Genomic DNA, 24,684 nt, shown 5'->3' with positions numbered 1-24,684 from the left:
CACCTGTATAATTTTCTAAAAACAAAATCTGTCTGTCTGCGCAGGTGCGCACGCGCAGGAGCGGACAAAACGCTGGTTTTCTGCTGCAAATCAGCGGATCAGGTCGAACAACGACAACGACTGCATCTGCTGAAAAATCGTTTGAGCGGCCTGCAACGAGGCTTTTTCGAGTTGGTACTGCCCAATTGCCGCGGCGTAGTCCAGATCGCGGATCGACGACAAGGTGGTCTTGAGCGTGACTTCGTTGGATTCGAGCAGCGCGTTGACGTTGTCAATGGCCGACAACTGCGCACCGCCCGAAGCGCGCGCATCGATCACCTTCGACGAAGCCTGCGCAATGTCTCGCATCGAAGTCTGCAGCGTGTTGATCATCGCCGCCTTCTGCGGCGGGGTCAGCGTGTCGGCGTTGAGCGCGCCGACCAGGTCGTCGATGGTGGAGAACACGTCCTTGGTCCCGGAAGCACCGATCTGGAAACTGTCGCCCACCGCAGGCGCGCCGCTGATGCGCATGCGCACGCCGGCCGCGTTGATGTCTTCGCCATCTTTGTAAGTGCCGGTGCTGACTACCGCATTGGCACTGTCGCGCACCTCGTAGGTGTTGGCGGCGGTGAACTGCACGCTGTAGCTGCTGCCATTCCAGCTGCCGGTACTGGAATCGCGGCTGAAATCCAGCAGCAGCCCGGTGCCGGTATTGGCGCCATTTGCGAGCGCATCCAAGCTGCCGTCGCCGGTACGGATGCGCATGAAGATTTCGCTGCCGGGCAGGGTGTCGCTGACAAAGGTGTCCGGCGCCACTTCAACCTGCTTCTGGGTCTGGTCGCCGTTGTAGGTGACGCCGCCATTGCTCTTGATGAACGGCGCGCTGCCGTCGGCGGCGCCGCCGAACAGGTAGCGCCCGGTGCCGTCTGTACTGTTGGCCAGGCTCACCATGCTGTCGCGCAGTGCGGTCAGTTCCGAGGCGATCGCCTTGCGGTCGCTGGGCGCCAGCGCCGAGCTGTTGGCCTGAATCGCCAACTCGTTGACGCGCGTCATGGCGTCGCCGGCCTGCGCCAGCACGGTTTCCTGCAGGCCGAGCCGGTTCTTTACGTTGTTGGCATTTTCGCCAAACTGGGTGATCGCAGCCAGGGCGCGATCCAGACCGAGGGCGGTGCCGGCGGCGACCGGGTCGTCCTTGGCGGTGACCAGGCGCTGCCCGCTGGCGAGGTGGGCTTCGAGTTGGTTCAGCCGCGACTGCTTGGCCGTCATCGACGACACCGACTGGCTGTACATCATGCTGGTGGAGATACGGTCGGTCATCAGCGTACGGCGCCCAGGATGGCTTGGAAGATGGTGTCGGCGGTGGAAATCATCTGCGCGGCGGCTTGATAGGCCTGCTGCAGTTTCAGCATGTTGGCGGCTTCCTCATCGAGGTTGACGCCGGAAATCGAATCGCGGCTGGCCTGTGCCTGGTCGTTGATGACCTTCTGCGCATCGGCCGAATAATTGGCCGCACGCGCAGCCGAGCCGACCGAGGTGGTCAGGCCCGACAACGCGCCGTTAAGCGTGACGGTGCCGCCGTTGAGCGCCTTGGCGTCTTCGACCTTGGCCAGTAACTTGACATTGCCGTTGTCGCTGGAGCCGGCACCCATCGGGCCGACGCCAAAGGTGTCGCCGGCCTTGGGCGCGCCATCCAGCGCAAAGCTCCAGCCGTTGGCGCTGATAGTCTGGCCGGCGGTGTAAGTAAACGGGCCGGTTCCATCGATGGTGTATTGGTTGGCGTCGATGAACTCCACCGACGCCGGCGTCAGCAGCGCGGGATTCTGCGCATTGGTCACTTTGACGTCGCTGATCTTCCCGGTGCCCAGGTTGGCGACCGTGGCGGTGGCCTTGACCGGGGTGGCGGCGGCGATGCGCGAGGGGTCGGTGATCGCCACCGACAAGGTACCAGCCAGCCCGGCGGTGGGCTGCAACAGGAACTTGTCGCCGCTGGCCGGGGTGCCGCCAACCACCATGCTGACGCCATTGAGCACCAGCGGATTGGCCGCAGTGCCGGTGCCGGTCATGGGCACGGCGGAGCCGGTGCTGGCGTTGGTGGCTTTCCAGGCGGCGCCGTCGAAGCTGAGCGTGACGTTCTGGCCGTTCACTGCAGACATGTTGCTGAAACTTGCGCTCAGCGACGCGCTGCCGGTGTTGTTCGGGTTGGCGGCGGTGGTGGGCGAGTCGATATTGAAGAAATTGCCGCCCATCGCGCCATACAGGTCCATACCCTGGCTGTGACCTGCGTTGAAGGTGCTGGCCATGCCCACGGCAAGACGGCCGAGTTCGGCCTGGGTCGGTTCGAGCACGCTGGTGCGGAAATCCAGTAGGCCGCCGATCTGCCCGCCCAGCGAGTTGGCACTGAGGCTGACATTCTGGCCTTGGGTCTGCATCGCCACCTGCAGCTTGGTCGGCTGATACGGATCGGCAACGGTGGTCAGCTTGGATGAAGTGGTACCCACCACCAGCGCTTGGCCACCAGCGGTGAAAACATTCATGAAGCCGCCGTCCTGGATCACAGCGGTTCCACCGGTGTAGCCGACCAGTTTGGAGACCAGCGCATCGCGTTGATCGAGCAGGTCTGGCGCGGCGTTGTCGATATTGTTGCCGATGGTCCCGTTGATCTTGGCGATCTGTTGCGTCAGGCGATTGACCTCGTCCACCGAGCCGGTCAAGCCGCTGTTGACCTCATTGCTCAGGCTGTCCATTTGCCCGTTGAGCTGCTTGAAACGCGTAGCCAGGCTGTTGCCGCTGTCGAGCATGCTCTGCCGCTCGGCGGTGGAAGAGGCATTGGACGAGACCGCACTGGTGGAGTCGAAGAAGTTCGACCACAGCCCTGCCACGCTGGTGGCGGTATTGGAGTACAGGCTGTCCACGCGATCGGACAACGACGACAACTGTTGCAGCCGCGATAGTTCGCCGCCGCTGTCGAGCAGACGCGAGATGGCCAGCTGGTCGGCCACGCGGCTCACGTCAGTGATCTTGGCGCCATTGCCCACGTACCCGTAGCCCATGTCGGTCGGCGTGCGCGTTGCGAACTCCACACGCTGGCGGCTGTAGCCTTCGGTATTGATGTTGGCGACGTTATGACTAACGGTCGACAACGCCCGTTGGAAGGCGATCAGCGCACTGGTCCCGGTGGACATGATGGACATGGGCGTTTACCTCAACGACGGATGGTGCCAAGCCCGGCGGGCCCGGCGTTGCTGGCATAGCGGTTGGACAGGTCCGCCGCCGCGTTGCCAATTGCGGCGACCGCACGGTCGATGGTCGGACCGTTGGCGATCGCCGCGATCTTGGCTGCGTAGCCCGGATCGGTGGCGTACCCGGCCTGTTGCAAGCCGCGTGCAAAACCCTTGATATCGGTGCCGGCCTGCAGTGCGGGCTGGTAGCGACTGTTGTTCTTCAGCAGCCGCACGTAGTCGGCAAAGCTCGCTTCGGCCGAGCCGTAAGCGCGGAAATCTGCGGTTTCGGTGACTTTGACGCCATTGACGTATTCGTGGGTGCCGGTGGTGACCTTGTCGCCACTCCAGCCAGTGGCCTTGATGCCGAACAGGTTGTTGGAATCGCCGCCATTACCGATGCCACGCCGGCCCCAGCCGGTTTCCAGCGCGGCCTGTGCCACCAGCGCCCGCGGATCCACGCCCAGTTCGCGCGCAGCTTTCTGCGCATGCGTCCAGATCTTGGCGACGAAGCCCTCCGGGGTGCTTTCGCCCAGACTGGCGGCAGCACTGCTGGCGGCGCTCGCATTGACCGCGGCATTGGCATCGGCGACATCGCTGGCGGCCACATCGCTCCAGCGGTCGTTGGCCGCCGGCCAGCTCGGCGCGGCCGCATCGTCGCTGCCGGAGTCGCTGCCACCGGTACGCCCGGCGATCAAATCCAGCACCTGGCTCACGCCGATGCCGATGCCGCTCAGGCTGCCTGCACCGGTTCCACTGCCCGTGCCGGTGCTCGCACCGATGCCGGTCGCCGCGCCGTCGCGGGCGGGCAGCGGCAACGATGCATCGCGCCGGCCAGCCACCAGCGAATAGGCCTTGGCGGCATCGGCGGTGCTCAGCGAGGTGTTCAACGCCGGGCCGCCGGTATCGCCGCTCAGCTGCTTGGAGATCATCGCCGACAGGCCCAGACCCTTGCCTTCGGTCAATGCCTTGGCCATCTGCTGGTCGTACATCTCGCGGAACATCTGGTTTTCGCCAGGAAACATCGGGTCCCCGGAGCTTGCATCGCGCATGCTCTTGACCAGCATCTGAGCGAACTGTCCTTCGAGCTGACGTGACACCTTGTCGATCTTTGCGGGATCGGCCTTGGTGCTCGGATTGAGATCAATGGGCGAGGCTGCGATACGCATGTCAGATCACCTCTAGCTCCGCCGTGAGTGCACCGGCTTGCTTCAGCGCTTCCAGAATGGCCACCAGGTCGCCGGGAGCGGCGCCCACTTCGTTAACTGCACGTACGATCTGATCAAGCGTGGTGCCGCCTTGGAACTTGAACATGCGGCTGCCTTCGGAGGTGGCCGTGATCGTCGATTGCGGTGTCACCGCCGTGCGGCCGCCACTGAAGGCACCTGGCTGGCTGACGTTGGTGTTCTCGCTGATGGTCACGGTAAGCGAGCCATGCGCGATTGCTGCCGGCATCACCCGCACCAACTGGCCGATCACTACCGTGCCGGTGCGTGCGTTGACCACGATCTTGGCCGGCGCGTCGCCCGGAGAGAGCTCGACGTTTTCCAACCGGGACAGCAGGCCGATACGGGCGCCAGGGTCGGTCGGCGAGCGCACCGCCACGGTCACGCCATCGACCGCACGTGCGGTACCGGCGCCGAAGCTGCTGTCGATCGCCGCGACCATGCGCGAGACAGTGGTGAAATCGTTTTGATGCAGGTTGAGGGTGATCTCGCTGTTGCCGGCAAACACGTCCGGCAATGCGCGTTCAACTGTGGCGCCGTTGGGGATGCGACCGACACTGGGAATGTTGACTGACATCCGCGAGCCGTCCTTGCCTTGCGCGCCGAAGCCACCGACCACCAAGTTGCCCTGGGCCATCGCATAGACTTGGCCGTCGGCGCCTTTGAGCGGTGCCATCAGCAGCGAGCCGCCGCGCAGCGAGACTGCATTGGCGATCGAGGAGACCGTGATGTCGATTGGCTGGCCGGGCTTGGCGAACGGCGGCAGTTCGGCGTGGATCGCCACGGCCGCGACGTTTTTCAGCTGCGGGTTGACGTTCGCCGGAACATTGACGCCTAACTCTCCCAGCAGGCTTTTCAAACTCTGCACGGTGAAGGGTGCTTGGCTGGTGCGGTCGCCGCTGCCATCCAGGCCAACCACCAGGCCATAACCGACCAGCGCATTGCCGCGCACGCCGCCGACCTGGGCAAGATCCTTGATGCGCTCGGCCGAGGCCGGCGCGGCGATCGCGCACAGCGCCACGGCGGCAGCAAGGAGACGGAAGGGCAGGGAAGACAGATTCATGGTCGCAGGCTCAGTAGGGCGACAGACGGGAATTGAAGAAGCGGCTCAGCCACCCCATCGCGTTGGACTGTGCGATGGCGCCGCGGCCGCCGTAGGCGATGCGTGCATCAGCTACCTTGCTGGAGGGCAAGGTGTTGTCCGGGGCGATGTCGGCGGCGCGCACGATGCCTTGCACCTGCACCAGCTCGTCGCCCTGGGTCAGGCGCAGATTCTTCTGCCCCTGAATCACCAGATTGCCGTTGGGCAGGCGCTGCATCACGGTGACGGTCACGCTTCCCTGCATACGATTGCTTTGCGCCGTGTTGCCCTTGCCGGCAAAGCTGCGGTCGCCGCTGGTGGAGTTGCGCAGCACATCGGTGCCATTGAGGGTGAGCGGGACGCCAAGCAGCGTGGGCGTACTCATGTCTACGGTGTCGGTCTTGCTGACGCTGGTGTTTGCGGTGGACGAGGCGGTGGTGCTTTCAACCAGATTCACCGTCAGCAGATCCCCGACATCGCGCGCCCGGCGGTCGCCGTACAAATTCAGGCCCGGGCCGGCGGCATAGATCGCACCGGAAGTGGGCTGCGCTACCGGCGCAACCACCGGCACTATCGGCGCCAGTTCGGCGAATGGCCGCACATCGCCGGCCGCCACGCAGCCACCCAGCAGCAGGCTGCAGGCGGTGGCGAGGCACATAGAAGAAACGGAAGGCAGGCGTGACATGGCGTGGATTCCTGGGAGGGCAGCGACCGGCAAGCCGATCAGACGTTGTTGTTCAAATAACCGAGCATCGAGTCGGTGGTGGAAATGGCCTTGGCATTCATTTCGTAGGCGCGCTGCGTCTCGATCATGCTCACCAGTTCTTCCACCGTATTGACGTTGCTGCCTTCAAGCGCGCCCTGCACGGTACTGCCCAGACCATTGAGGCCAGGGGTGCCGTTCTGCGCGGGGCCAGAGGCGGTGGTTTCGACGAACAGGTTTTCGCCCTTGGATTGCAGGCCCGAGGGATTGATGAAGTCGGTCAGCGTCAACGCACCGATTTCCTGCGCGGCGGACTGGCCGGCCAGCGTTACGCTGATGGTGCCGTCGTTGCCGATAGTCAGCGACTGCGCACCTTCCGGCACCTGGATGCCCGGCTGCAGTGGGTAGCCGCTGTTGGTGACCAGCTCGCCCTGCGCATTGATCTGGAACGTGCCGTCGCGGGTGTAGGCGGAGGTGCCGTCGGGCATCTGCACTTCAAAGAAACCGCGGCCGTTGACCATCACGTCGAGCGCGCGGCCGGTCTGCTGCTGGCTACCCTGATCGAAGCCCTTGAAGGTGGACACCACGCGCACGCCGGTACCCAGCTGCAGGCCGGTCGGCAGCTGCGTCTGCGCCGATGTCGAACCGCCGGGCGCACGCACTTGTTGATACAACAGGTCTTCGAAAGCAGCACGATCGCGCTTGAAGCCGGTGGTGTTGGTATTGGCCAGGTTGTTGGAAATGACCGACATGCGCGTCTGCTGCGCATCCAGTCCGGTTTTGGCGACCCACAAAGCCTGATTCATGACCCGATTCCTCGTTAGACCCGGGAATATGTTCCGGGCACGGCTGGGTATATGCACGTGCTGTGCCAAAGCTGCGACGGAATTTTGTCGCCCGTGCCTGGGATCACGCGCAACGGTGTGTGTTGGCCAGGCAGACAGCGTGGCGAGCGCCATGCGGACAGCTTCGCGTGCACGTGGAAATTCGCGTGCATGTGGAAACATGCGATTCTGGTCGGTGCAGGCGTTGGCCACGACCGATAGATAAGCACCGCCGTTGTCCCTGCAGACTCGACCGCCAGCTTCGCGCACGCAAAAGGGCATGCTTGCTTCAGTCGCGGCCGTGTCTAACGTGTTTCGAGGCGCGAGGCGGCATCGCGCCTACGCAATAGGCCGGGAGATCAAAAAACCCAATTGCAAATACGCGGCAGGCGCACGGCATCGTCCGCAGCGCTATCCGCTATGCCGGAACCGCTAACCGCGCAGGAGCCGGCTGGCTGTTGTTAGCCACTGACACGCAACAGCGAATTGGCCGACTGCGCGTTTTCGTCGCCGTTCTTGATGATCTTGACCTGCATTTCGAACTGCCGCTGCAGCTGGATCATCTCCACCAGCGCACCAGCGGCGTCCACGTTGCTGCCTTCCAGCATGCCGCTGTTGATGGTCTTGCCGGTGGCGACCTGAAACGCCTGCGCCGGGTCGGTGCTGCTATTGCGCATCAATCCGTCCGGACGCCGCGTCAAACGGTCGGCGGGGGCATCCACCACCTTCATCTTGCCGACGATGGCCATGGTCTGCGGGCCTTCACCCTGCGGAATGATCGAGATACTACCGTCGCTGCCGATCTCCATCGCCTGGTGCGGCGGGATCGTCATCGGGTTGCCGCCTTCATCCAGCACCGCGTGGCCATTGGCGGTGACCAGCTGGCCATTGGCAGTCAGCGCCAGCTCGCCATTGCGGGTGTAGGCCTCGCTGCCATCGGGCGCCTGTACAGACAACCAACGGTCCTGCTGCAGCGACACGTCCAGCGGGTTGCCGGTCACCTTCTGATGGCCCTGGCTGCGATCGAAACCCTGGTCCACATGCAGCGCATCGATCCGCGATGGATACCCCTTGCCCTGGATCTTGAACGCTTCGGTGTTGGCCAGCGCAGCCTTGAACCCCACCGTATCGACGTTGGCGAGATTGTGCGACACGGTGCCCTGCGCCTGCAGGGAGGCGCGGGCGCCGGTCATCGCGACGTAGAGAGCTTTGTCCATTAGGCACCAGGATTTGGAAGTCGGGATTGGGGAGTTGTAAAAACGGGGTTGCTGTTAGCGGAGAGATCAGCAGGGCCGGTCTCCATTTGACGGAGTACTGGCTCTTGCCAATCCCTGATCCCGAATCACCCATCCCGGTTCTTAACGAATATTGATGATCGTCTGGGTGACCTGGTCCTGGGTCGAGATCATCTGCGAGTTGGCCTGGAAGTTGCGCTGGGCCACGATCATGTTCACCAGCTGTTCGGTCAGATCCACCGTGGACGCTTCCAGCGAGCCGGATTCGATCTGGCCCAGGTCCGAGGTGTCCGGTGCGCCGGTGCGGGCGGCGCCGGAGGTGTAGCTTTCGGCCCACATATTGTTGCCCTGCGACTGTAGACCCTGCGGGTTGACGAAGCTGCTCAGTGCGACCTGGCCCAGCGGCTTGTCGGCGCCGTTGGAGTAGCGCGCGAACACCACTCCACCGGTGTCGATGCTGATCTCGTTGAGCTTGCCGCTGGCGTAACCGTCCTGGCGGGTGTCACGCAGCGCAAAGGCTTCGCCGTACTGGGTCGAGCCGCTGACGTTAAGCTGCATGCTCAGCACACCGGCACCTGTGCTCGGGGTGAATGGGTCCATCGCGATGATGCCGTTGGCAGGGGTCGTCAGCGCGCCGGTGTCGGAGAATTGCATCACGGTCGGGGCACCAACCGCGGTGCCGTCCACATAGTTATGCACCTGCCACTCGTTCGGGTTGGCGGTCTTGACGAAGTAGGAAGTCTGCACGTGGCTAACCCCCAGCGAATCGTAGACGTTGATGCCGCCGGTGGAATGGCTGTAGCTCTTGTCGTCGGCCGGGTCGAACGGGCTCACTGTCGGAGCGGTGGCATTACCGGGCAAGGTAAAGGCCAGGTTGACCGTGGAGGTCGACTTGGGCGGGCTGTCGGTGGTCAGCAACTGCAGGTCCGACAGGCGGCCGACGTCGAAACCGTTACCGCTCGTGTTAGGCGCGAACACCTGCAGGCGAGCGCCCTCCGGGTTGATCACATAGCCGTTGGCGTCGGTCTGGAAGTTGCCGGCGCGGGTGTACATTTTGGCGCCGTTGGACGCTACGGTGAAGAAGCCTTCACCGGAAACCGCCAGATCCAAGCTGCGCCCGGTCGGGTCGATATTGCCTTGCGAGAACTGCTGCGCCACGTTGCTGACGCGCACGCCCGAACCCACCGCATTGCGCGACAGTCCGTAGCTGGTGCTCTGGAACATGTCGGCAAACTCGGCGCGCGATTCCTTGAAGCCGGTCGTGTTGACGTTGGCGATGTTGTTGGAAGTTACGTTCAGATCGGCATTGGCTGCGTTGATGCCGGACAACGAGGTATTGAAAGCCATGGATAAATTCCTTTAAGTATCGGTTGCCGGCTCAGCTGACGCGGAGCACGTTGGCGAGAGGGGAAGTGCCTAGCCCGATCAGGTTGAGATACAAGCCGTCGGAGCCGATCGTGACGCTGTCCACCGGTGCGTCGACATAGGTGGGTAGTTTGCTCTTGTCACCGGCGGTGTCGGTCTGGGTAGCGGTGACGCCGTATTTGCCGGCCACCATGCGGTTGCCATTGGCATCGGTGCCATCCCAGGCAAACGCCACCTCACCGGCGGCGCTGGCCGGCACGCTGAGCTGTTTGACGAATGTGCCATTTGCATCGGTGATTTCGAAGTTGACGGTGCCGGCCGAGGTCGCGGCGACCACACCATTGGCCGAGCCAGTGGCATCGATGGCCACCTGCGCCGACGGCACCAACACGTTGTGCCCGACCAGCGAAGCGCCCTTCAGCACCTGATCGCTGTTCTGCGATGCGGAGAAACTGCTGAACTTGGTATTGAGGTCGCCAATGCCCTGGACGGTGGAGAACTGCGCCAACTGCCCTAGAAATGCGCTGTTTTCCATCGGTTTGAGCGGGTCCTGGTGCTGCAGCTGTTCGGTCATCAACTTGAGGAAGTCGGCCTGGCCGAGCGCCTCTTCTTTCTTGGCAACGGTGCTGCTGGTGGTCAGCCCAAGGCTGGTGTAAAGGTCACTGCCGATTGTGCTCATCTGGAATAGTCCGTAAGGTTTAAGGGTCAGCTAAAACGGGTCAGCGACCCATGGTCAGAGTCGCGAGCGCCAGTTCTTTGGCGGTATTAAGCATTTCCACGCCTGCCTGGTAATTGCGCGAGGCGGAAATCATGTTGACCATCTGCGAGACCGGGTCCACGTCGGGCGAGAACACGTAGCCATCGGCATCGGCCAGCGGATGGCCGGGCTCGTAGCGACGGATCGGTGGCGCATTGGTGGTGGTGATCTCCTTGACGTTCACCGAGGTCAGGCTGGGGTCCTGACGGTTCTGCTGGGCCTGGAAGATCGGCTCGATCGGCTTGTACGTCGCCTCGGCCGAGCCCGCGACAGAATCCGCATTGGCCAGATTGGAAGCGATCGTGCTCAGGCGCACCGACTGCGCATGCAGCGCCGAGCCAGCCACATCGAAGATGGGAAGATTGCTCATGACTTATTGGCCCGTGATCGCGGTGAGCATCGAGCGCACCTTGGATTCGAGGAAGCTCAGCGACGCGCGGTATTCCAGCGCGGCGCGGCCGTAGGCAGCGCGTTCGGCGTCCGGATCGACGGTATTGCCGTCCAGACTTGGCTGGTCGGCTTCGCGGGTGATCTGGAAAGGATTGAGCCCGGCACCGCTGCCGATTTCATAATGCTTAGCGTCGGTGGTCTGCAGCAGCGTGCCGTCACGCACGCCTTCGGCCGACTTGAGCGCCGCTTCGAAATTCAGGTCCTTGGCCTTGTAACCAGGGGTGTCCACATTGCTCAGATTGCTGGCGATAAACTTCATGCGCTGCTCGCGCAGCGGCAATGCATCGCCGTGGATGCCAAGGAAGGACGAGATGGGATTGGACACGGTGCTCTCCCGCGAAGTGTTGCAAGGAAGAAAGCAATGTTTGTGCCAGATCCGGGCTGTTGTGGTCCCACCGAGCGCGTAGGACGCTTTAAGCCGACGATAAGTGGTAGCTGGGCCGTCAGAGAATCGCGATAAGCGGCTGCCGCTAACGTAAGGGTACGCAGCTTGCCGGCTAATCCGGCATTATCTGGCTAGGGTAGGATATGTGTGCTCACAACAGCCCCGATTCTTTTACTACACGCGTGTTCTGAAGTTACGGGCGCTGCATGTTGCCAGCTATTGACCGCCGGGTCAGAATGGCCGAGAAGTCAGATCAGGCCGCTTCGGCGACCACTTTCAGGCGGGCGAGTACGTAATCGGCCAATTCGTGGGCACTGTATTTGGCCACGAACGCATTGGCGCCGACCTGCTCGACCATGGCATTGTTGAACACGCCCGATAACGAGGTGTGCAACAGCACGTACAAGCCTTGCAACCCAGGCGTGCGCCGGATTTCCGTCGTCAACGTGTAACCGTCCATCGCCGGCATTTCGATATCGGAGATCACCATGGCGTAGCGATCGGCCGGGTTCTCGCCCGATGCAGCCACCTGCAAGAGGTGGTCCAGTGCCTGGCGTCCATCCGACAGCAGGGTCGCCGCAACGCCGAGCTGGTCGAGCACGCTACGAATTTGCTGGCGCGCCACCCGCGAATCGTCCACCACCAGCACCTGAAACTGCCGGTCGTAAGCGACTAGCTGCAGCGACGGATCCAGTTGTACGTCCTTGCTGACCTTGGCGATGTCGGCGAGCACACTTTCCACGTCGATCACCTGTATCAACTCGCCCTGGAACCGCGTTACCGCCGTCAAATAAGTGGCTTCTGCGCCCAGTTCCGGCGGCGGATGGATGTCTTCCACCGCAATATTGACGATGCGCTCCACCCCGCTGACCAAAAAGCCCTGGACCGAGCGGTTGAACTCAGCCACGACCAGGTAGCCGGGGCCGGTTTTAGAGAGCGAATCGCGCTCCGGGTGGCCGATCGCCAGGCCAAGGTCCAGCACTGGCACAGAACGCCCGCGCACGTCGGCCACGCCGGCGAACTCGGTTGGCAGGCCAGGCACCTGGAACAGTTCCGGGCGGCGCAGCACTTCCTGTACCTTGAAGACGTTAACGCCAAAAAGTTGGCGCCCGCCCAGCCGAAATAGCAGCAGGGCCAGTCGATTGTGGCCAGCCAGACGCGTACGCTGGTCGATGCGGTTGAGCAGATCGTGAGTCATGTGGCAGATATCGACAGCGCCATTAGAAAACTTGAGGGCTTTTGCGGCTTGCGTGGGCGCTGTCGGGATTGTGGAGTCGGGATCTGGGATTCGCTGGAGATCCCGGCTGCTTTTTGCACCTGGAGAAACATATATAAGAGGGGTGTCATTGGGTCGCTGCCGCGGATGCACGAATCGTCCGCAAAGCCGCTTTGCCAATTCCCAGATCTTGAAATTCGCAATTCAGGCAAAAACAGGCACACCTCTTGCAACGTTTTCCCGGTCTTCCTTCGGATCTGGTCCCATGCGCCTGCTCCTGCTTGTCATTTTGTTGGTGGTCGCTCCGGCCTGGGCCGAGGGGTACCAATCTGTCGATTCCATCCGTGCTGCGGCGCTGGCCACCGTTAGCCCGGACGCCGAGGCCGAAGCCACGCTCGATCCGGGTCTGCGCATGCCGGCCTGTCCCATCGCACTGCAGGCGCAGCCCACCGCCACCAATACGGTGGAAGTGGCTTGCCCGCAGCCGGCCGGCTGGCGCTTGTTCGTACCGCTGAAGGTGCGTCGCAACCAGAACGTTCTGGTATTGCGCCGCGGTATCAGCGCTGGAGAAATCATTTCACTGGCCGATATCAGCATCGAGAAGCGCGATGCCGCGCGGATCGTCGGCGCGGTGTTGGCGGATCCGGTAGCCGCCGTTGGCAAGACCGCCAGGCGCGTCCTGCCCGCCGGGTCGCTGCTGTCGTCCAACGATCTGGTGACCGCGCGGCTGGTTCGGCGCGGCGACACGGTACCACTGGTGTCGCGTAACGGCGGTTTGGAGGTGCGCATGAGCGGTCGCGCGCTGTCCGATGCCGGCGAGAACGAGCGCGTTTCGGTAGAGAATTCATCCTCTCGCCGGGTAGTGCAGGGGATCGTCGAAGCGAGCGGTACGGTTGTGGTGTCCAGATAGAAAATCGTCGTAAAGTTTTTTTTTGGCCTGCCGTTATTCCTTACGACCTGTAGAGGAGTTCCCGACATGAGCCAGAAAATTGAAGCCAATCTACCGACGGCCGCAACCATTCGCACCGCGGCCCCGAGCAGCAGGATCGCTTCGGCCGGCGAAGACCGGGCGTCCCCGATCGCCGCATTGCCGCCGGCTGACAGCATCAAGCTGACCGGTGAGGCGACTAACTTGCAGAACCTGCAGCGCGAGCTTTCGCAGTCTTCGGCGATCGACACCGGTCGCGTCCAGGCAGTGAAGAGTGCGTTGCAGAACGGCAGCTATTCCATCAACCCGGATGCCATCGCCAGCCGCATGATGGATCTGAATCAACAACTGGCGGGTTGAACCCCGACAAAGGATGAACGTGAACGAGTTCCTGCAACGTCTCAGCGATGCGCTGGCCGGCGAACGCCAGGCATTGCTTGAGAACGACATCGATGGCTTGATGCAACACACGCAGGACAAGCTGTCGGTGCTGCGTGCGCTCGAAGCGGCAATGCCCGAAGGTGAAGAAGGGCGTCTGCGCGAACTGGCCGAAGCCAATCGCGCCAACGGCGCGCTGCTGGCGCGCCGGCGTCGCGAAGTGAATTGGGCACTGCGTCACCTGGGCCGCACCGAAAGTGCGCCGTCCTACGATGCCAGAGGCCAATCGAGCGTGGTGCGTGGCGGACGTTCGTTGGCAGTAGCCTGAACGAGCCGCTTGGCGCTCAAAGCCTGCGCAGCCGACATGGCGCGCAGGCATGAGCCAGCACAGTTGCTGGATACGCCAATTGCTGTCGCCGGTAATACGAAACGGCAATACGGCGCGTCAACGGTTCGGCGTATATTAAGGCGTCCTTTACGCCGCCTCGTCCCGTGACCGCCAAGTTTTTTCTCAATCAAACCCTATTGCCGTCCTCGGACATGTTGCGCGCCTTCGGCGACCAGATGCTTGAAGGCGTTCTGCTGTTCCGCGCAGACGGAAAGCTGATCCTGGCCAATGCAGTCGCTCGCCAGAGTCTGTGCAAGGAAGACCCCGCGGACGATTGCAATCTCGGTGAGCGGATTTCGCAAGTCTTGCCGTCGGACGCACTCAATCAAGCGCGCATCAAAGGTAGCTGGACCGGCAGCCTGCCGGTCGCCGATCGCGTGGTCATCGCGCATCTGTACTACAACGAAGAGCGGAGTGTTGGGCATTTTCTCGCGCTGTTCCACAACATCGAAGGCCAGCAGGATTACGAGCGCGAGCTGCAACAACGCCACGCCGAATTGCGCCAGGCTTATCTGCGTTTGAATGGTGCGCAAGACAAACTGCTCCAGTCGGAAAAAATGGCTTCCATCGGCCAGTTGGCTGCCGGCGTGGCGCATGAAATCAATAATCCGATCGGCTACGTGCACTCCAATCTCGGCAGCTTGCAGGAATATCTGCGTAGTTTGTTCACGCTGATCGAAGCCTACGAGCGCGCGCTGCAGGCGCCCGATCCGAAGGCGTTGATTCCAGAGATCGACGAGATCCGTAACCGCGCCGACATTGATTTCATCAGCCGCGATCTGCCGCAGCTCATGGCCGAATCGCGCGAAGGCATCGAGCGGGTGACCCGCATCGTTCGCGACCTCAAGGATTTCTCGTATTCGGACCGTTCCGAGTCGTGGAAGATGGCGGACCTGCACGCCGGTCTCGAATCCACGATCAACATCATCTGGAACGAGCTCAAGTACAAGGTGACGCTGGAGCGCAATTATGCCGAGCTGCCGTTGGTGGAATGCCTTCCCTCCGAGCTCAACCAGGTCTACATGAACATGCTGCTCAACGCCGGCCAGGCGATGGTCGAGCGCGGCACGATTACCGTGACTACTGGTCGCGATGACGCCGAAAACGTTTGGATCCAGTTCCAGGACACCGGCGCCGGCATCGCCCCAGACCTTCTGCAACGCATCTTCGACCCGTTCTTCACCACCAAGCCGGTCGGCAGCGGCACCGGCTTAGGACTGTCGATTTCCTACGGCATCATCAACAAACACCACGGCCGAATCGACGTCGAAAGTACACCGGGGCAGGGCGCCAGCTTCAGGATTGTGTTGCCGGTGCGGCAGCCGCGCTGAAGCGCCGGGATGGGTTATTCGAGATCAGGGATTCGGAAGAGCGGGCTTGGCTGGTGATTATCTTTGATACGCTATCTGACACGACGGTGCGGCGCTCTGCTTTTAACCAATCCCCAATCCCGAATCTCTACTCCCTGCCGTTCCGCAGCTCATCATGCGTGCGGAAGGCCTGGCGAATGTGTTCGCGCAGTTCGTCGTCGTTCCAGGGTTTTGTAAGGAATCGGTAGATCGCGCCGCGGTTGATCGCTTCGGTCACGGTGGCAAGGTCGGTGTAGCCGGAGAGCACCAGACGTACGGTGTCGGGGTAGAGCATCTTGACCCGGCCGAGGAACTCGGTGCCGCTCATGTCGGACATGCGCTGGTCGGACAGAATCACCTGCACGTCGTTGGTGGCGAGCAGGTCGAAGGCATCGCGCACGTTGCCTGCCGCCAGAATGCGGTAACCGTCGCGGCGGAACAGCCGCACGAGCGAGCGCAGTACGTTTTCTTCGTCATCCAGCAGCAGCAAGGTGCGATCGGGGCGGCTTTCGGCGAACGATTCCGGGCGCAGATAGCGGCGCCGCAGCGCCATGCCGGCCGACTCGGCCGACATCGGTTCGCCGAACAGATAACCCTGGAAAATGTCGCAATCGTTGCGGCGCAAAAAGCCCAACTGCGCCTGCGATTCCACCCCATTGGCGATCACGGTCATGCCAAGCTGGTGACCCATCGCGATGATCGCGCGGGCAATGGCCGCTTCGCGACTGCCCGCCGGCGCGCTTTTGATGAAGCTGCGATCGATCTTTAACCGATCAACCGGATAACGCACCAGCGCGCTGAGGCTGGAATCGCCGGTGCCAAAGTTGTCCAGGCTCAGGCTGATGCCTTCGTTGCGCAGGTTGGCCATCGTCTCGTGGACGAAGTTGACATTGTTGGTCAACGCGCTTTCGTTGATCTCAAGCGTGACGAATTGCGCCGGCACGCCAGCGGTTTGCAATATTCCCATCACTTCGTTGAAGAAGCCCGGGCGCAGTAATTGCAGCGTGGAGACATTCATCGCAATGCTGAAATCGTCGAAGCCCTGGTCGCGCCACAGCCGCGCCTGGCGCACCGCGTTCTGCAGTACCCATTCGCCGATCTGCACGATCACGCCAAGGCGCTCGGCGGTGCGCATGAAGCGTTCCGGCACCAACATGCCCAAGGTAGGCGATTGCCAACGCAGCAAGGCTTCCATGCCGACGATGCGGCCGTCGCGCGCGCTCACCAATGGCTGATAGCGCAGACGCAGTTCGCCATGTGGGATAGCATCGACGATCTGCCGCGCAATGATGCTTTCGCTATGCGTGTTGGTAGCCGAGTTACGCGTGTATAGCCGCACCGTATTGCCTCCTTCGCGCGCGGCCTGGTAACTCGCTTCTTCGGCGTAATCGAGAAGGATGGACAGCGAGGTCGAGTGTTCCGGACACAGACTGATGCCGACCTTGCCGGTCATGAACAAGGTGTACGGCAGCACCGACAGCGGCAGTTCCAGCTGCTGGCGGATCTGTTCTGCAAAATCTTCCGGTAGCGGCGTGTCCTCGCGACGCACCGCCACCACCACCATTTCATCGCTGCCGTGGCGCCACAGCTTGCCGCGCGTGCCGAGAAATTCCTGCAACCGGCGCGCCGCCAAAGTGAGTGCCTGATCGCCGACTTCGCCACTCATGTTCTCGTTGATCGAGGCGAAGTGATCGATATCGACGTGAAAGATCATCAGCGGCGGGCCACCGGAAGCGGCCGCGTCTACAAGGTGCAGTAATTCGGGATGACCTGCACCGAGGCGTGTCGGCTTGACGATTTCCAGTCCAGGCAGGATGACAGGGCTCCACATGACTTAACGTCCACCAACGTCATGGACGGACTCGCCGACCGGGTGATAGGGCAGGCACAACGTCACGCGCGTGCCTGCTCCGGGGGCCGATTCTATCGCGAGCGTACCGCCGACGGTTTGCGCACGCTCACGCATCACGATTAGTCCAAGCCCGCGCGGGCCTTCCGGTTCGAAGCCATCGCCGTCATCGCTCACTTCCAGGCGGAAACTCTTGCTGTCGATCGATTGCAGACGCATGCGCACTTCGCCTGCGCAGGCGTGCCGCAATGCATTGGTCAGGCTTTCCTGCGCGATTCGGAAGCAGGCTTGTTCGATCTCGTTGCCTGGCCGTACATCGAGCGCTTGAATATCCAATTCCAGCCGCACCTGCGAGGCGCGGAACAGCATCGACGCCTGCCAGCGTAGTGCCGCTTCCAGGCCCAACGCATCGAGCTGCGGCGGACGTAACAGCATCGACAAGTTACGCAGTTTGGTCACCGTGCTATCGGCCAGCGACACCACTTCCAGCAGATCCTCGCGACGCGCGTCTGGGTCCAGCTCATCCAATGCGGCATGCGCGGATAACTTCATCGCGGTGATCGCTTGGCCGATGTCGTCGTGCAGGTCGCGCGAGATAGCGCGGCGCTCGTCTTCCTGCAACGAGAACAGCCGCTTGGCCATCGCCTGCAATTCGGCATTGCTCTCGGCCAACGCATCGCGCATGCGCTCGGGTTCGCTCAGGTCGCGCACCACTAGCAACTTGCAGCTGCGCCCGCCATAGCGGATATCGCCAGCCGACAGACCGGCATAGAAGGTGCTGCCGTCGCGACGGCGCATCGCCCGTGCGCTGGACACCGGCTCAGTGCGGTCGCTGCCAGCTCGCAGATACTCGCGTACGACTGGCAGGTCGTTGTCGTCGACCAGTATCTGCAACGGTTCGCCCAGAATGGTCTCGCCCTGAAAGCCGAACTGCGCCGAGCCCGCTGCATTGGCATACATCACGTGTTCGTCGATCAGGATCAACACAGCATCGGGCAGTACCCGCACCAGCTCACGAAATTGTTCTTCGCGTTCGCGCAGCAGGCGCCGCGATTGCTCGCGCTCGCTCACGTCCTGCAAGGTGCCGTGGACATGGCGCGAGCCGCTGGGCGTGGTCACGCTTTCGGCACGCAGGTGCACGGTACGCGGCTGCGAATCGCCACCGGTCAGTGGCAACAGCACATCGATCTGCACCTCGCCGGTGCACATGTCCTCGATCATGCGTTCGATGCGCGCCTGGGTAGCAGTGTCGGAGGCGGTCAGCAATTCTTCCAGGCGATGTTCGCGACGATGCATCGGCACACTGCGCCCCAGCAGCCGATACACCGCCGGCGAATAGCGGCCCAGACCGGTGGCGCGATCCAATTGCCACGACCCCAGCCTTGCGATGCCTTGCGCCTCTTCCAGACGCTCAAGTGCTTCATCGCGCAGATGCTGCGCTTGGCGTTCTTCGCTGCGGTCCACCGTGACCACCAAGCGGGCAGGGCCGCTGGCCAGATGCAGCTGATTGCTGCGGATTTCGACATGGCGCGGCCCGCTGCGGGTAAGTAGATCTTCATGCAGGGTGCAAGTGTCGTCGCTCTTGGCACGGATCTGCGCGATGATTTCCTCCAGCCGGGTGCCATCGGCACTGGGCCAGATCGCGTGCAGGGTCTGCTGCAGAAACGCATCGCGCTCCCAACCGTAAAATTCCAGCGCCGCCGGATTGGCATCGAGGATGCGCAGCGTGGCCAGGTCATAGATCAGGGCCGGGCTAGGCAGCGCCAGAAACTTGGCCTGCAACAGGGCCTCGGACTGCGCCAGCTGCGCGTGTTCGTCCAAGATCAAGGTCGCAAAGCGCCGCAGCACCAGATGGATGACGATGCTCGAAACCACCAGGAAGCTCGCATCCGACCAGCGCTCGGGAATGGCGGCACCGGACGGGTTCAGCAGCCGGTTGCCGAGTAACAGCCAGACCACGCCGATCAGCAGATACAGGCCGGTCAGCGTCCACAGGCCTTGCCGAAGGCGCTCGGCGAGGCGCAGGCGGGAAACCGGGGCGGACGAAAACGCGGGCGCTGCGACAGGATGATGCATGGGTCCGCGGACGACCTTGTGTGCTGGCGATGCAGCCATCTTAGCTGTAACTCGGCCGGCTTCGGCCGAGCTCGAAACAGGCGCCTCAACTAATCTGCAAAACGGCCGCTATAAGTTGAAACCCCGAAGGCCGGGGTCGATTCTTGGGAGTGCCCCAGAGTGGACTCAGGCTTCATTGCAAGCATGCTGCAGCACCCGCTTACCTCAGCGATGGTGTTGCTGGACGCGCGTGGCCAGCCTCTGGCGGCCAACAGCGTTGCGCAATCGCTTGGATTACCGGCAACCCTTGGTGCGTATGCCGAAGTCCTGGAAAGCAGTCGCGCCCAGGTGGCCAATAGCGGCGGCATGGCCGCGTGTGTGTTGCCAGGGACGGGCGGCGTGCGGCTGGAAGGATGGCTGCGCGCGGTCTGCGACGAGCATGGTAAGGTCATGGCCTTCACCTTGAGCATTCCCGAGCCGATGGGCGCCGATGGCACCAGTCGCTGGGAGATGGGTCTGGACAGTGCCGACCACGGATTGTGGGACTGGGATATTTCGACCGACGTGGTGTATCGCTCGAAGCGCTGGACTCGCATGCTTGGGTATTGCGAGCAGCCTCTACCTAATAATCTCGCCGCGTTGTCCGGTTTGATCCATCCCGACGATCACGCGCAGGTCAGCGCGGCGGTGCAGGCGCATCTGGACGGGCGCACCGATACCTATGTGGCCGAATTCCGGCTGCGTCAGCACGATGGTCAGTGGCGCTGGATTCTCGATCGCGGCCGCGTGGTAGCACGCACTGCCGACGGCCGACCACTTCGCATGGTCGGCACACATACCGATGTGCATCACTACAAATTGCTCGAGCAGCAATTGCGCGAGCAGCAGGCCCAGCTCGAAGAATTCCAGCGCATCGCCAGCATGGGCAGTTGGAGTTGGGACGCGCTCAAAGACGCGCTGTGGGTGTCGTCCGATTTCCTGCAGCAGCTCGGCATCACCCATCTGCGTCTGCATGGCATTCGCGACATCCTGCGTCTGCTGGGTCGTCCCTCGGTTGCGCAACTGCGCAGCGCCTGGCGCAAGATCAAGAACGAACGCATGCCGGTGCATTTCGAGTTGGAAATCAACGGCCTGCTCGGTGCCTACCCGCATCATCTGCGCGTTTGGGCACAGCCGGTCTTCGATGGTGACGGCAGCATGGTGCGTGTGCTTGGCCAACTGCACAACGTCACCGAATAAAGGCAGACCGATGCGCTGATACGCTGGCGTACCGAACTGCTCAATCGTGTGTCTGCACTTGGCAAGATCGGCGGTTGCGAGATCGAGGTGGAGACGCGGCGCATGCAGTGGACCGAGGAGTGCTACCGCATCCATGGCCTGCGCAAGGAAAACATCACCCTGGAGCAGGCGCTGTCGCTATACACCAAGGATTCGCGCGACGCTTTCGACGCGGCGCTGCTGCGGATTGCCGATGGCGGTCTGCCTGAGCAACTGGAGCTGTGCTTCTACCGCAACTCCGGCCAGCGCATCTGGGTGCAGGTGCTGATCGAGCTGGACCGTCGCGAAGGTTTGCCGCCGCGTTTTGTCGCCTTGTTCCGCGATGTCACTCGCGAGCGCGAAGCCAACGAACGCATCGAACTGCTGGCCCATTACGACCGTCTGACCGGCTTGTCGAACCGTTTTCTACTACTTGAGCAGGTAGAAAACGCGATTCGTGAGGCGCATGAGCGTGGCCAGATACTTGCGATGCTGCTGATCGATCTGGATGGCTTCAAGAGCATCAACGACTCGTTCGGTCATGCCACCGGCGACAGTCTGCTTAAGCTTGCCTCGTCGCGCTTGCATCAACAGCTACGCAACGACGAACTGTTCGGCCGCTTCAGCGACGACGAGTTCATCGTGCTGCTGCGCGATATGTCCGTGCCGGAAGATGCCGGCCACGTAGCGCGCGAGCTGATCAGCGCGCTTGGCGAGCCGCTGCGCAAGGAGCACGTCACCCTCAAGCTCGGTGCCAGCATCGGCATTGCGCTGTTGGGCGAAGGCCTGTCGGATTTCGACAGCCTGCTGCGCGCGGCCGATGCAGCGATGCATGCGGCCAAGGAATCCGGCCGCAATACCTTCCATTACTACAGCCAGGACATGCTGCTGCGTGCGCAGCGCTGCCTGGAGCTTGAACACGCGCTGCAGGGCGCGCTCGAGCGCGAAGAATTCACGCTGGTCTATCAGACGCTGGTCAACATGGTAGGCGACGGGTCGCCGGCAATCGAAGCGCTGATGCGCTGGCATCGCCACGGCCACAGTCCATGCAGTCCGGTCGAATTCATTCCGATTGCCGAAGAATGCGGCGAAATCGTGCGCCTGGGCGAATGGGTCATCGGTGAAGCATGCCGCCAGGCAGTGGCCTGGGATCGCGCTGGTCTCAATTTCAGCCGCATCGCGGTCAATGTATCTGCCGTGCAGTTGCGCGAACGCGGTTTTGCCGAGCGCGTATTGGAAATCTGCCGCGACAACGGCTGGTCGCCATCGCGTTTGGAGCTGGAACTGACCGAATCTGAATTGATCCGCGATTCGGACTCGTTACGCCGCTGCTTCGAACTGTTCGAACAGAACGGCGTGCTGTTGGCGGTGGACGACTTCGGAACCGGCTTCTCGAATCTGCACTACCTCAACCGCTTCCCAGTGCAGCGTCTGAAAATCGACCGCAGCTTTGTGCAAGGCATGCTCGACGACGCCAACACGGCCGAGGTCACCCAGGCCATCGTGCATCTGGGCCACGCATTTGGCATGCAAGTGGTCGCCGAAGGTGTGGAAACCGTGCAGGAAGATGCACTGCTTCGCCAACAAGGCTGCGATGAAATCCAGGATTCTCTCTACTCGCGCCCATTGTCGCCGCGCGACATGGCGCAGTGGCTGCGCGAAGCCGAAGCCGAAGCCGGCAAGCGTCTTGGGGCGCAACTGGTCATTGCGAGCTGAGCTACCCGCCGCCGCCGCGCGCGCTCCATACCTGGCGACTGCTCGTTACGTTTTGTTAGCCGCCCTTAGCGCCTGCCTGCTTTGCCATCACCTGGCGCCCCCGGGCATCGACGCACCGAGTGCACTTTAAGCTTATCTCCTCCGGCCACTGCAAGGTCGCTTCCAACGTCTCGACGGCCTCCAGAAGCGACGCCGCGCTATCGCAATAAACGTCGTGGTCGCCGATCTTCTGCCCGGCGCGCAGGCATGTGCGAGCGTGTGGCAGATGCGGAGCGGAGTGCGTGCTGTCTGGCAGGCCACTGCCTCGCCTGCATCCGAATCGCTGCGCGGGCTTGGTCGCGCCGACACACTGACAGCGTCGAGCAGCGGATCGTGCGAAACCTGCATCAAGGCGCATGTCGATACGCACGGCGCAGCGTTTCCGTGGCATGGCGTCGCAATGATCACCCCGGTGCGCAAGATCGGCACCGACAGGGCAGCAGCGATCTGAAACCGTGGTGGCCAGGCGGGCAGGGACGGGATCGAACCTACGCGTTCTGCATGACGCATCGCATCGACGCTGGCCAGCGAAAGTCAAAATACCAGGCAACCCTCACAACACCGACGAGGCGCCTGCCGAGATACACCTCGCCGTCGTTGCAGCCTCAGCGTCCCGAAGCGCCGATTGCGGCACCATCCAGGCCGAGGTCCCAGGCCACCGTGGCGAACAACAGTTCGTCTACGCTGCAGCTGCGTCGCGGCTTAAACAGTGCCTGGACTTCCGCACGTGCGGCTTGCTCCAGCCGTTCCAGCGCGGCCGGCATGCGCATGCGGCCAGTCGCGGGTCGGGCGGCAGCGCTTTGCGCGAGACGCTCGGCATGTTCAACCGCCATTGCGGCCGCTTCCAGCGTAGCGTTAGGCGTATCAATGGTCGGGGCGAGGAGCGTCATGAGCAATGCACCAGGTTGTCGCGGAACGACAAATCCCCGGAAGGCCGGGGAATGTCGGAAGTCAAAGCCTGCGTGGCATCGGTCTTAGAACAGCTCGACCGTACCGGCACCCATGCCTTGCTGGGCCACCGGCTTGTGCGGTGGGCGTTCCCACTCCACACGCATGTCGCGCAGACGAGTGGACACCTTCTGCAAGGCGGCGACCAGATCGCTGTCGTACACGCCGCCATTGCGATGCAGCAGTTCTTGCAGAGCCACCGCTTCACGGTTGATCGCGGTGAGGCGATCGAGGTGAGTGTGGATACCGCTCAAAGTCTGCGTCGCAATGTCTTCGAACTGCAGAGCGCGGACGGCTTCGGCCACGCTACCGTCGATCGAGCGAGCGCACTCGGAGATTTCGCGCATTCCATCGCCCAACGAGGCGTTGATTTGAGCGACGTTCTCCAGCATCGCGGCAGACTCATGGCGCGCCTCGCGGGAGCGGTCCATGTGACGCGAGGCCAGCTGCGAGACCGTTTCACGCACCTTGGCGATCGATTCCTTGGAGCTGTGAGCCAGCTTGCGGATCTGCTCGTTGAAAGTGGTGGAACGCTCGGACAGATTGCGCACCTCGTCGGCGACCACTGCGAAGCCGCGACCGGCTTCGCCGGCACGTGCTGCTTCGATGGCGGCGTTCAAGGCCAGCAGGTTGGTCTGGTCAGCGATCGACTTGACGTCTTCGAGCAGCGCAAAGATGCCGTCCAAATGCTGTGCCATTTCATCGATGTGATGCACAGTGTTGGTGCTTTGGCCGCTCACCTGTTCCAGCGCCTCCACCAGCTGCTCCATGCGTGAGCTGGCGTGCTGGGCGAAGCGGGCGACATCGACACCGGCGCTGCCGTCGTCACCGGCACGGTCGACGATGCGGGCTAGTGCCTGGCTTTGCTGACGCGACTTGCGATTCATCGCTTCGAAGCTGCCGCCAAGACCTGACACGGCCTGGCGGATCAGTTCGCGGGCACGCTCGACTTCCGAACGCGAACCGTCAACTTCGTTGCTGACGAACGTACGCAGTTCGTTAAGTAGTTGGTCCTGCTCACGCAGGATGCGGGTCTGGTCCGGATTGCGTCGAAACTGGGAATAAGTCACCCAGGCAGCGAAACCCAACCAACTAAGGGTCATGGTCGCCAGGATTGCCCAGCGTACCGAGGCAGGCCAGTCGAATCCGACAGCGAAGGGAAACAGCAAGGTCAGAGCCAAGGGAGCAGCTAGACGGATGAGTGGACGTGAATACATGGGCGTTCTCGGCGGAGTCACGGTTGCTGTATCGGCCATACCCCCTTTGTCTTTAGCGAAGATCGCCACATCGTCTCGTACATTCACCGCGATTGACGCGCGCCAGCGACCGCTAGCGTGC

General features: G+C 62.3%; 21 protein-coding genes and 1 pseudogene. 6 read left to right on the top strand and 16 right to left on the bottom strand.

All coding sequences use genetic code 11. The annotated features are described in order from the left end of the window. Positions 1–90: 90 nt before the first annotated feature. The 12 genes from flgL to PD885_RS10825 form a co-directional block, all read right to left on the bottom strand. Positions 91–1,296, bottom strand: a complete 1,206-nt coding sequence (gene flgL, locus PD885_RS10880) for a flagellar hook-associated protein FlgL (RefSeq protein ID WP_088056865.1) — start codon at positions 1,294–1,296, stop codon at positions 91–93. Then, a complete protein-coding gene (gene flgK, locus PD885_RS10875) occupies positions 1,296–3,170 on the bottom strand; it encodes a flagellar hook-associated protein FlgK (protein ID WP_002813473.1) in 1,875 nt (624 codons plus the stop codon). Before flgK ends, flgL begins: the two co-directional genes overlap by 1 nt. A gap of 11 nt (positions 3,171–3,181) precedes the next feature. Next, positions 3,182–4,366, bottom strand: coding sequence for a flagellar assembly peptidoglycan hydrolase FlgJ (locus tag PD885_RS10870; RefSeq protein WP_002813472.1), 1,185 nt, complete (start codon positions 4,364–4,366; stop codon positions 3,182–3,184). Position 4,367: 1 nt separating this feature from the next. Then, the gene (locus PD885_RS10865; RefSeq protein WP_002813471.1) at positions 4,368–5,486 is read right to left on the bottom strand and encodes a flagellar basal body P-ring protein FlgI; all 1,119 of its coding nucleotides are present in this window, start codon (positions 5,484–5,486) and stop codon (positions 4,368–4,370) included. A gap of 10 nt (positions 5,487–5,496) precedes the next feature. Further along, positions 5,497–6,189, bottom strand: coding sequence for a flagellar basal body L-ring protein FlgH (flgH, locus tag PD885_RS10860; RefSeq protein WP_002813464.1), 693 nt, complete (start codon positions 6,187–6,189; stop codon positions 5,497–5,499). A 38-nt stretch (positions 6,190–6,227) separates the two neighbouring features. Continuing rightward, positions 6,228–7,013, bottom strand: a complete 786-nt coding sequence (gene flgG, locus PD885_RS10855) for a flagellar basal-body rod protein FlgG (protein WP_002813462.1) — start codon at positions 7,011–7,013, stop codon at positions 6,228–6,230. Positions 7,014–7,492: 479 nt separating this feature from the next. Next, entirely contained in the window at positions 7,493–8,248 is a 756-nt protein-coding gene (gene flgF, locus PD885_RS10850; protein ID WP_002813460.1) for a flagellar basal-body rod protein FlgF, read from the bottom strand. 141 nt (positions 8,249–8,389) lie between these two features. Then, complete coding sequence (gene flgE / locus PD885_RS10845; RefSeq protein WP_002813458.1) at positions 8,390–9,613, bottom strand: flagellar hook protein FlgE; 1,224 nt, start codon at positions 9,611–9,613, stop codon at positions 8,390–8,392. A gap of 31 nt (positions 9,614–9,644) precedes the next feature. Beyond that, entirely contained in the window at positions 9,645–10,310 is a 666-nt protein-coding gene (locus PD885_RS10840; protein WP_002813456.1) for a flagellar hook assembly protein FlgD, read from the bottom strand. Between the two features lie 40 nt (positions 10,311–10,350). Then, complete coding sequence (gene flgC / locus PD885_RS10835; protein ID WP_002813454.1) at positions 10,351–10,758, bottom strand: flagellar basal body rod protein FlgC; 408 nt, start codon at positions 10,756–10,758, stop codon at positions 10,351–10,353. 3 nt (positions 10,759–10,761) lie between these two features. Beyond that, the gene (gene flgB / locus PD885_RS10830) at positions 10,762–11,163 is read right to left on the bottom strand and encodes a flagellar basal body rod protein FlgB (protein ID WP_002813453.1); all 402 of its coding nucleotides are present in this window, start codon (positions 11,161–11,163) and stop codon (positions 10,762–10,764) included. 313 nt (positions 11,164–11,476) lie between these two features. Beyond that, on the bottom strand, positions 11,477–12,421 hold the full coding sequence (locus PD885_RS10825) for a chemotaxis protein (RefSeq protein ID WP_002813451.1): 945 nt from the start codon (positions 12,419–12,421) through the stop codon (positions 11,477–11,479). Positions 12,422–12,704: 283 nt separating this feature from the next. On the opposite strand from PD885_RS10825, the gene flgA reads away from it, so the two are divergent. The 4 genes from flgA (at position 12,705) to PD885_RS10805 (ending at position 15,464) form a co-directional block, all read left to right on the top strand. After that, positions 12,705–13,349 (top strand): flagellar basal body P-ring formation chaperone FlgA, encoded by a 645-nt coding sequence (gene flgA, locus PD885_RS10820; protein ID WP_002813449.1) that lies wholly within the window; start codon positions 12,705–12,707, stop codon positions 13,347–13,349. 66 nt (positions 13,350–13,415) lie between these two features. Next, positions 13,416–13,727 carry a flagellar biosynthesis anti-sigma factor FlgM gene (flgM, locus tag PD885_RS10815; RefSeq protein ID WP_002813447.1) on the top strand — a complete coding sequence of 104 codons (312 nt, stop codon included), beginning with the start codon at positions 13,416–13,418 and terminating at the stop codon, positions 13,725–13,727. A 13-nt stretch (positions 13,728–13,740) separates the two neighbouring features. Beyond that, complete coding sequence (locus PD885_RS10810) at positions 13,741–14,073, top strand: flagellar protein FlgN (protein ID WP_002813445.1); 333 nt, start codon at positions 13,741–13,743, stop codon at positions 14,071–14,073. A 164-nt stretch (positions 14,074–14,237) separates the two neighbouring features. Further along, positions 14,238–15,464, top strand: coding sequence for an ATP-binding protein (locus tag PD885_RS10805; RefSeq protein ID WP_002813443.1), 1,227 nt, complete (start codon positions 14,238–14,240; stop codon positions 15,462–15,464). 127 nt (positions 15,465–15,591) lie between these two features. Here the strand turns inward: PD885_RS10805 and PD885_RS10800 are convergent, their stop codons facing one another. Both PD885_RS10800 and PD885_RS10795 read right to left on the bottom strand, forming a co-directional pair. Beyond that, positions 15,592–17,313 carry an EAL domain-containing protein gene (locus tag PD885_RS10800; protein WP_002813441.1) on the bottom strand — a complete coding sequence of 574 codons (1,722 nt, stop codon included), beginning with the start codon at positions 17,311–17,313 and terminating at the stop codon, positions 15,592–15,594. A gap of 3 nt (positions 17,314–17,316) precedes the next feature. Next, a complete protein-coding gene (locus PD885_RS10795) occupies positions 17,317–19,446 on the bottom strand; it encodes a sensor histidine kinase (RefSeq protein WP_002813438.1) in 2,130 nt (709 codons plus the stop codon). A 120-nt stretch (positions 19,447–19,566) separates the two neighbouring features. On the opposite strand from PD885_RS10795, the pseudogene PD885_RS10790 reads away from it, so the two are divergent. Both PD885_RS10790 and PD885_RS10785 read left to right on the top strand, forming a co-directional pair. Then, positions 19,567–22,359 (top strand): annotated as a pseudogene (locus PD885_RS10790) (sensor domain-containing protein). Between the two features lie 214 nt (positions 22,360–22,573). Next, positions 22,574–22,849, top strand: a complete 276-nt coding sequence (locus tag PD885_RS10785) for a hypothetical protein (RefSeq protein ID WP_002813436.1) — start codon at positions 22,574–22,576, stop codon at positions 22,847–22,849. 154 nt (positions 22,850–23,003) lie between these two features. On the opposite strand, the gene PD885_RS10780 is transcribed toward PD885_RS10785, so the two are convergent. Together PD885_RS10780 and PD885_RS10775 are read right to left on the bottom strand one after the other, a co-directional pair. Beyond that, a complete protein-coding gene (locus PD885_RS10780; protein WP_040762977.1) occupies positions 23,004–23,288 on the bottom strand; it encodes a hypothetical protein in 285 nt (94 codons plus the stop codon). An 84-nt stretch (positions 23,289–23,372) separates the two neighbouring features. Continuing rightward, complete coding sequence (locus PD885_RS10775; protein ID WP_172402117.1) at positions 23,373–24,650, bottom strand: methyl-accepting chemotaxis protein; 1,278 nt, start codon at positions 24,648–24,650, stop codon at positions 23,373–23,375. Between the last annotated feature and the right edge of the window lie 34 nt (positions 24,651–24,684).

Source organism: Xanthomonas fragariae, from assembly GCF_900183975.1.
Taxonomy (GTDB): domain Bacteria; phylum Pseudomonadota; class Gammaproteobacteria; order Xanthomonadales; family Xanthomonadaceae; genus Xanthomonas; species Xanthomonas fragariae.
This window is presented reverse-complemented; position numbering and strand designations above follow the sequence as displayed.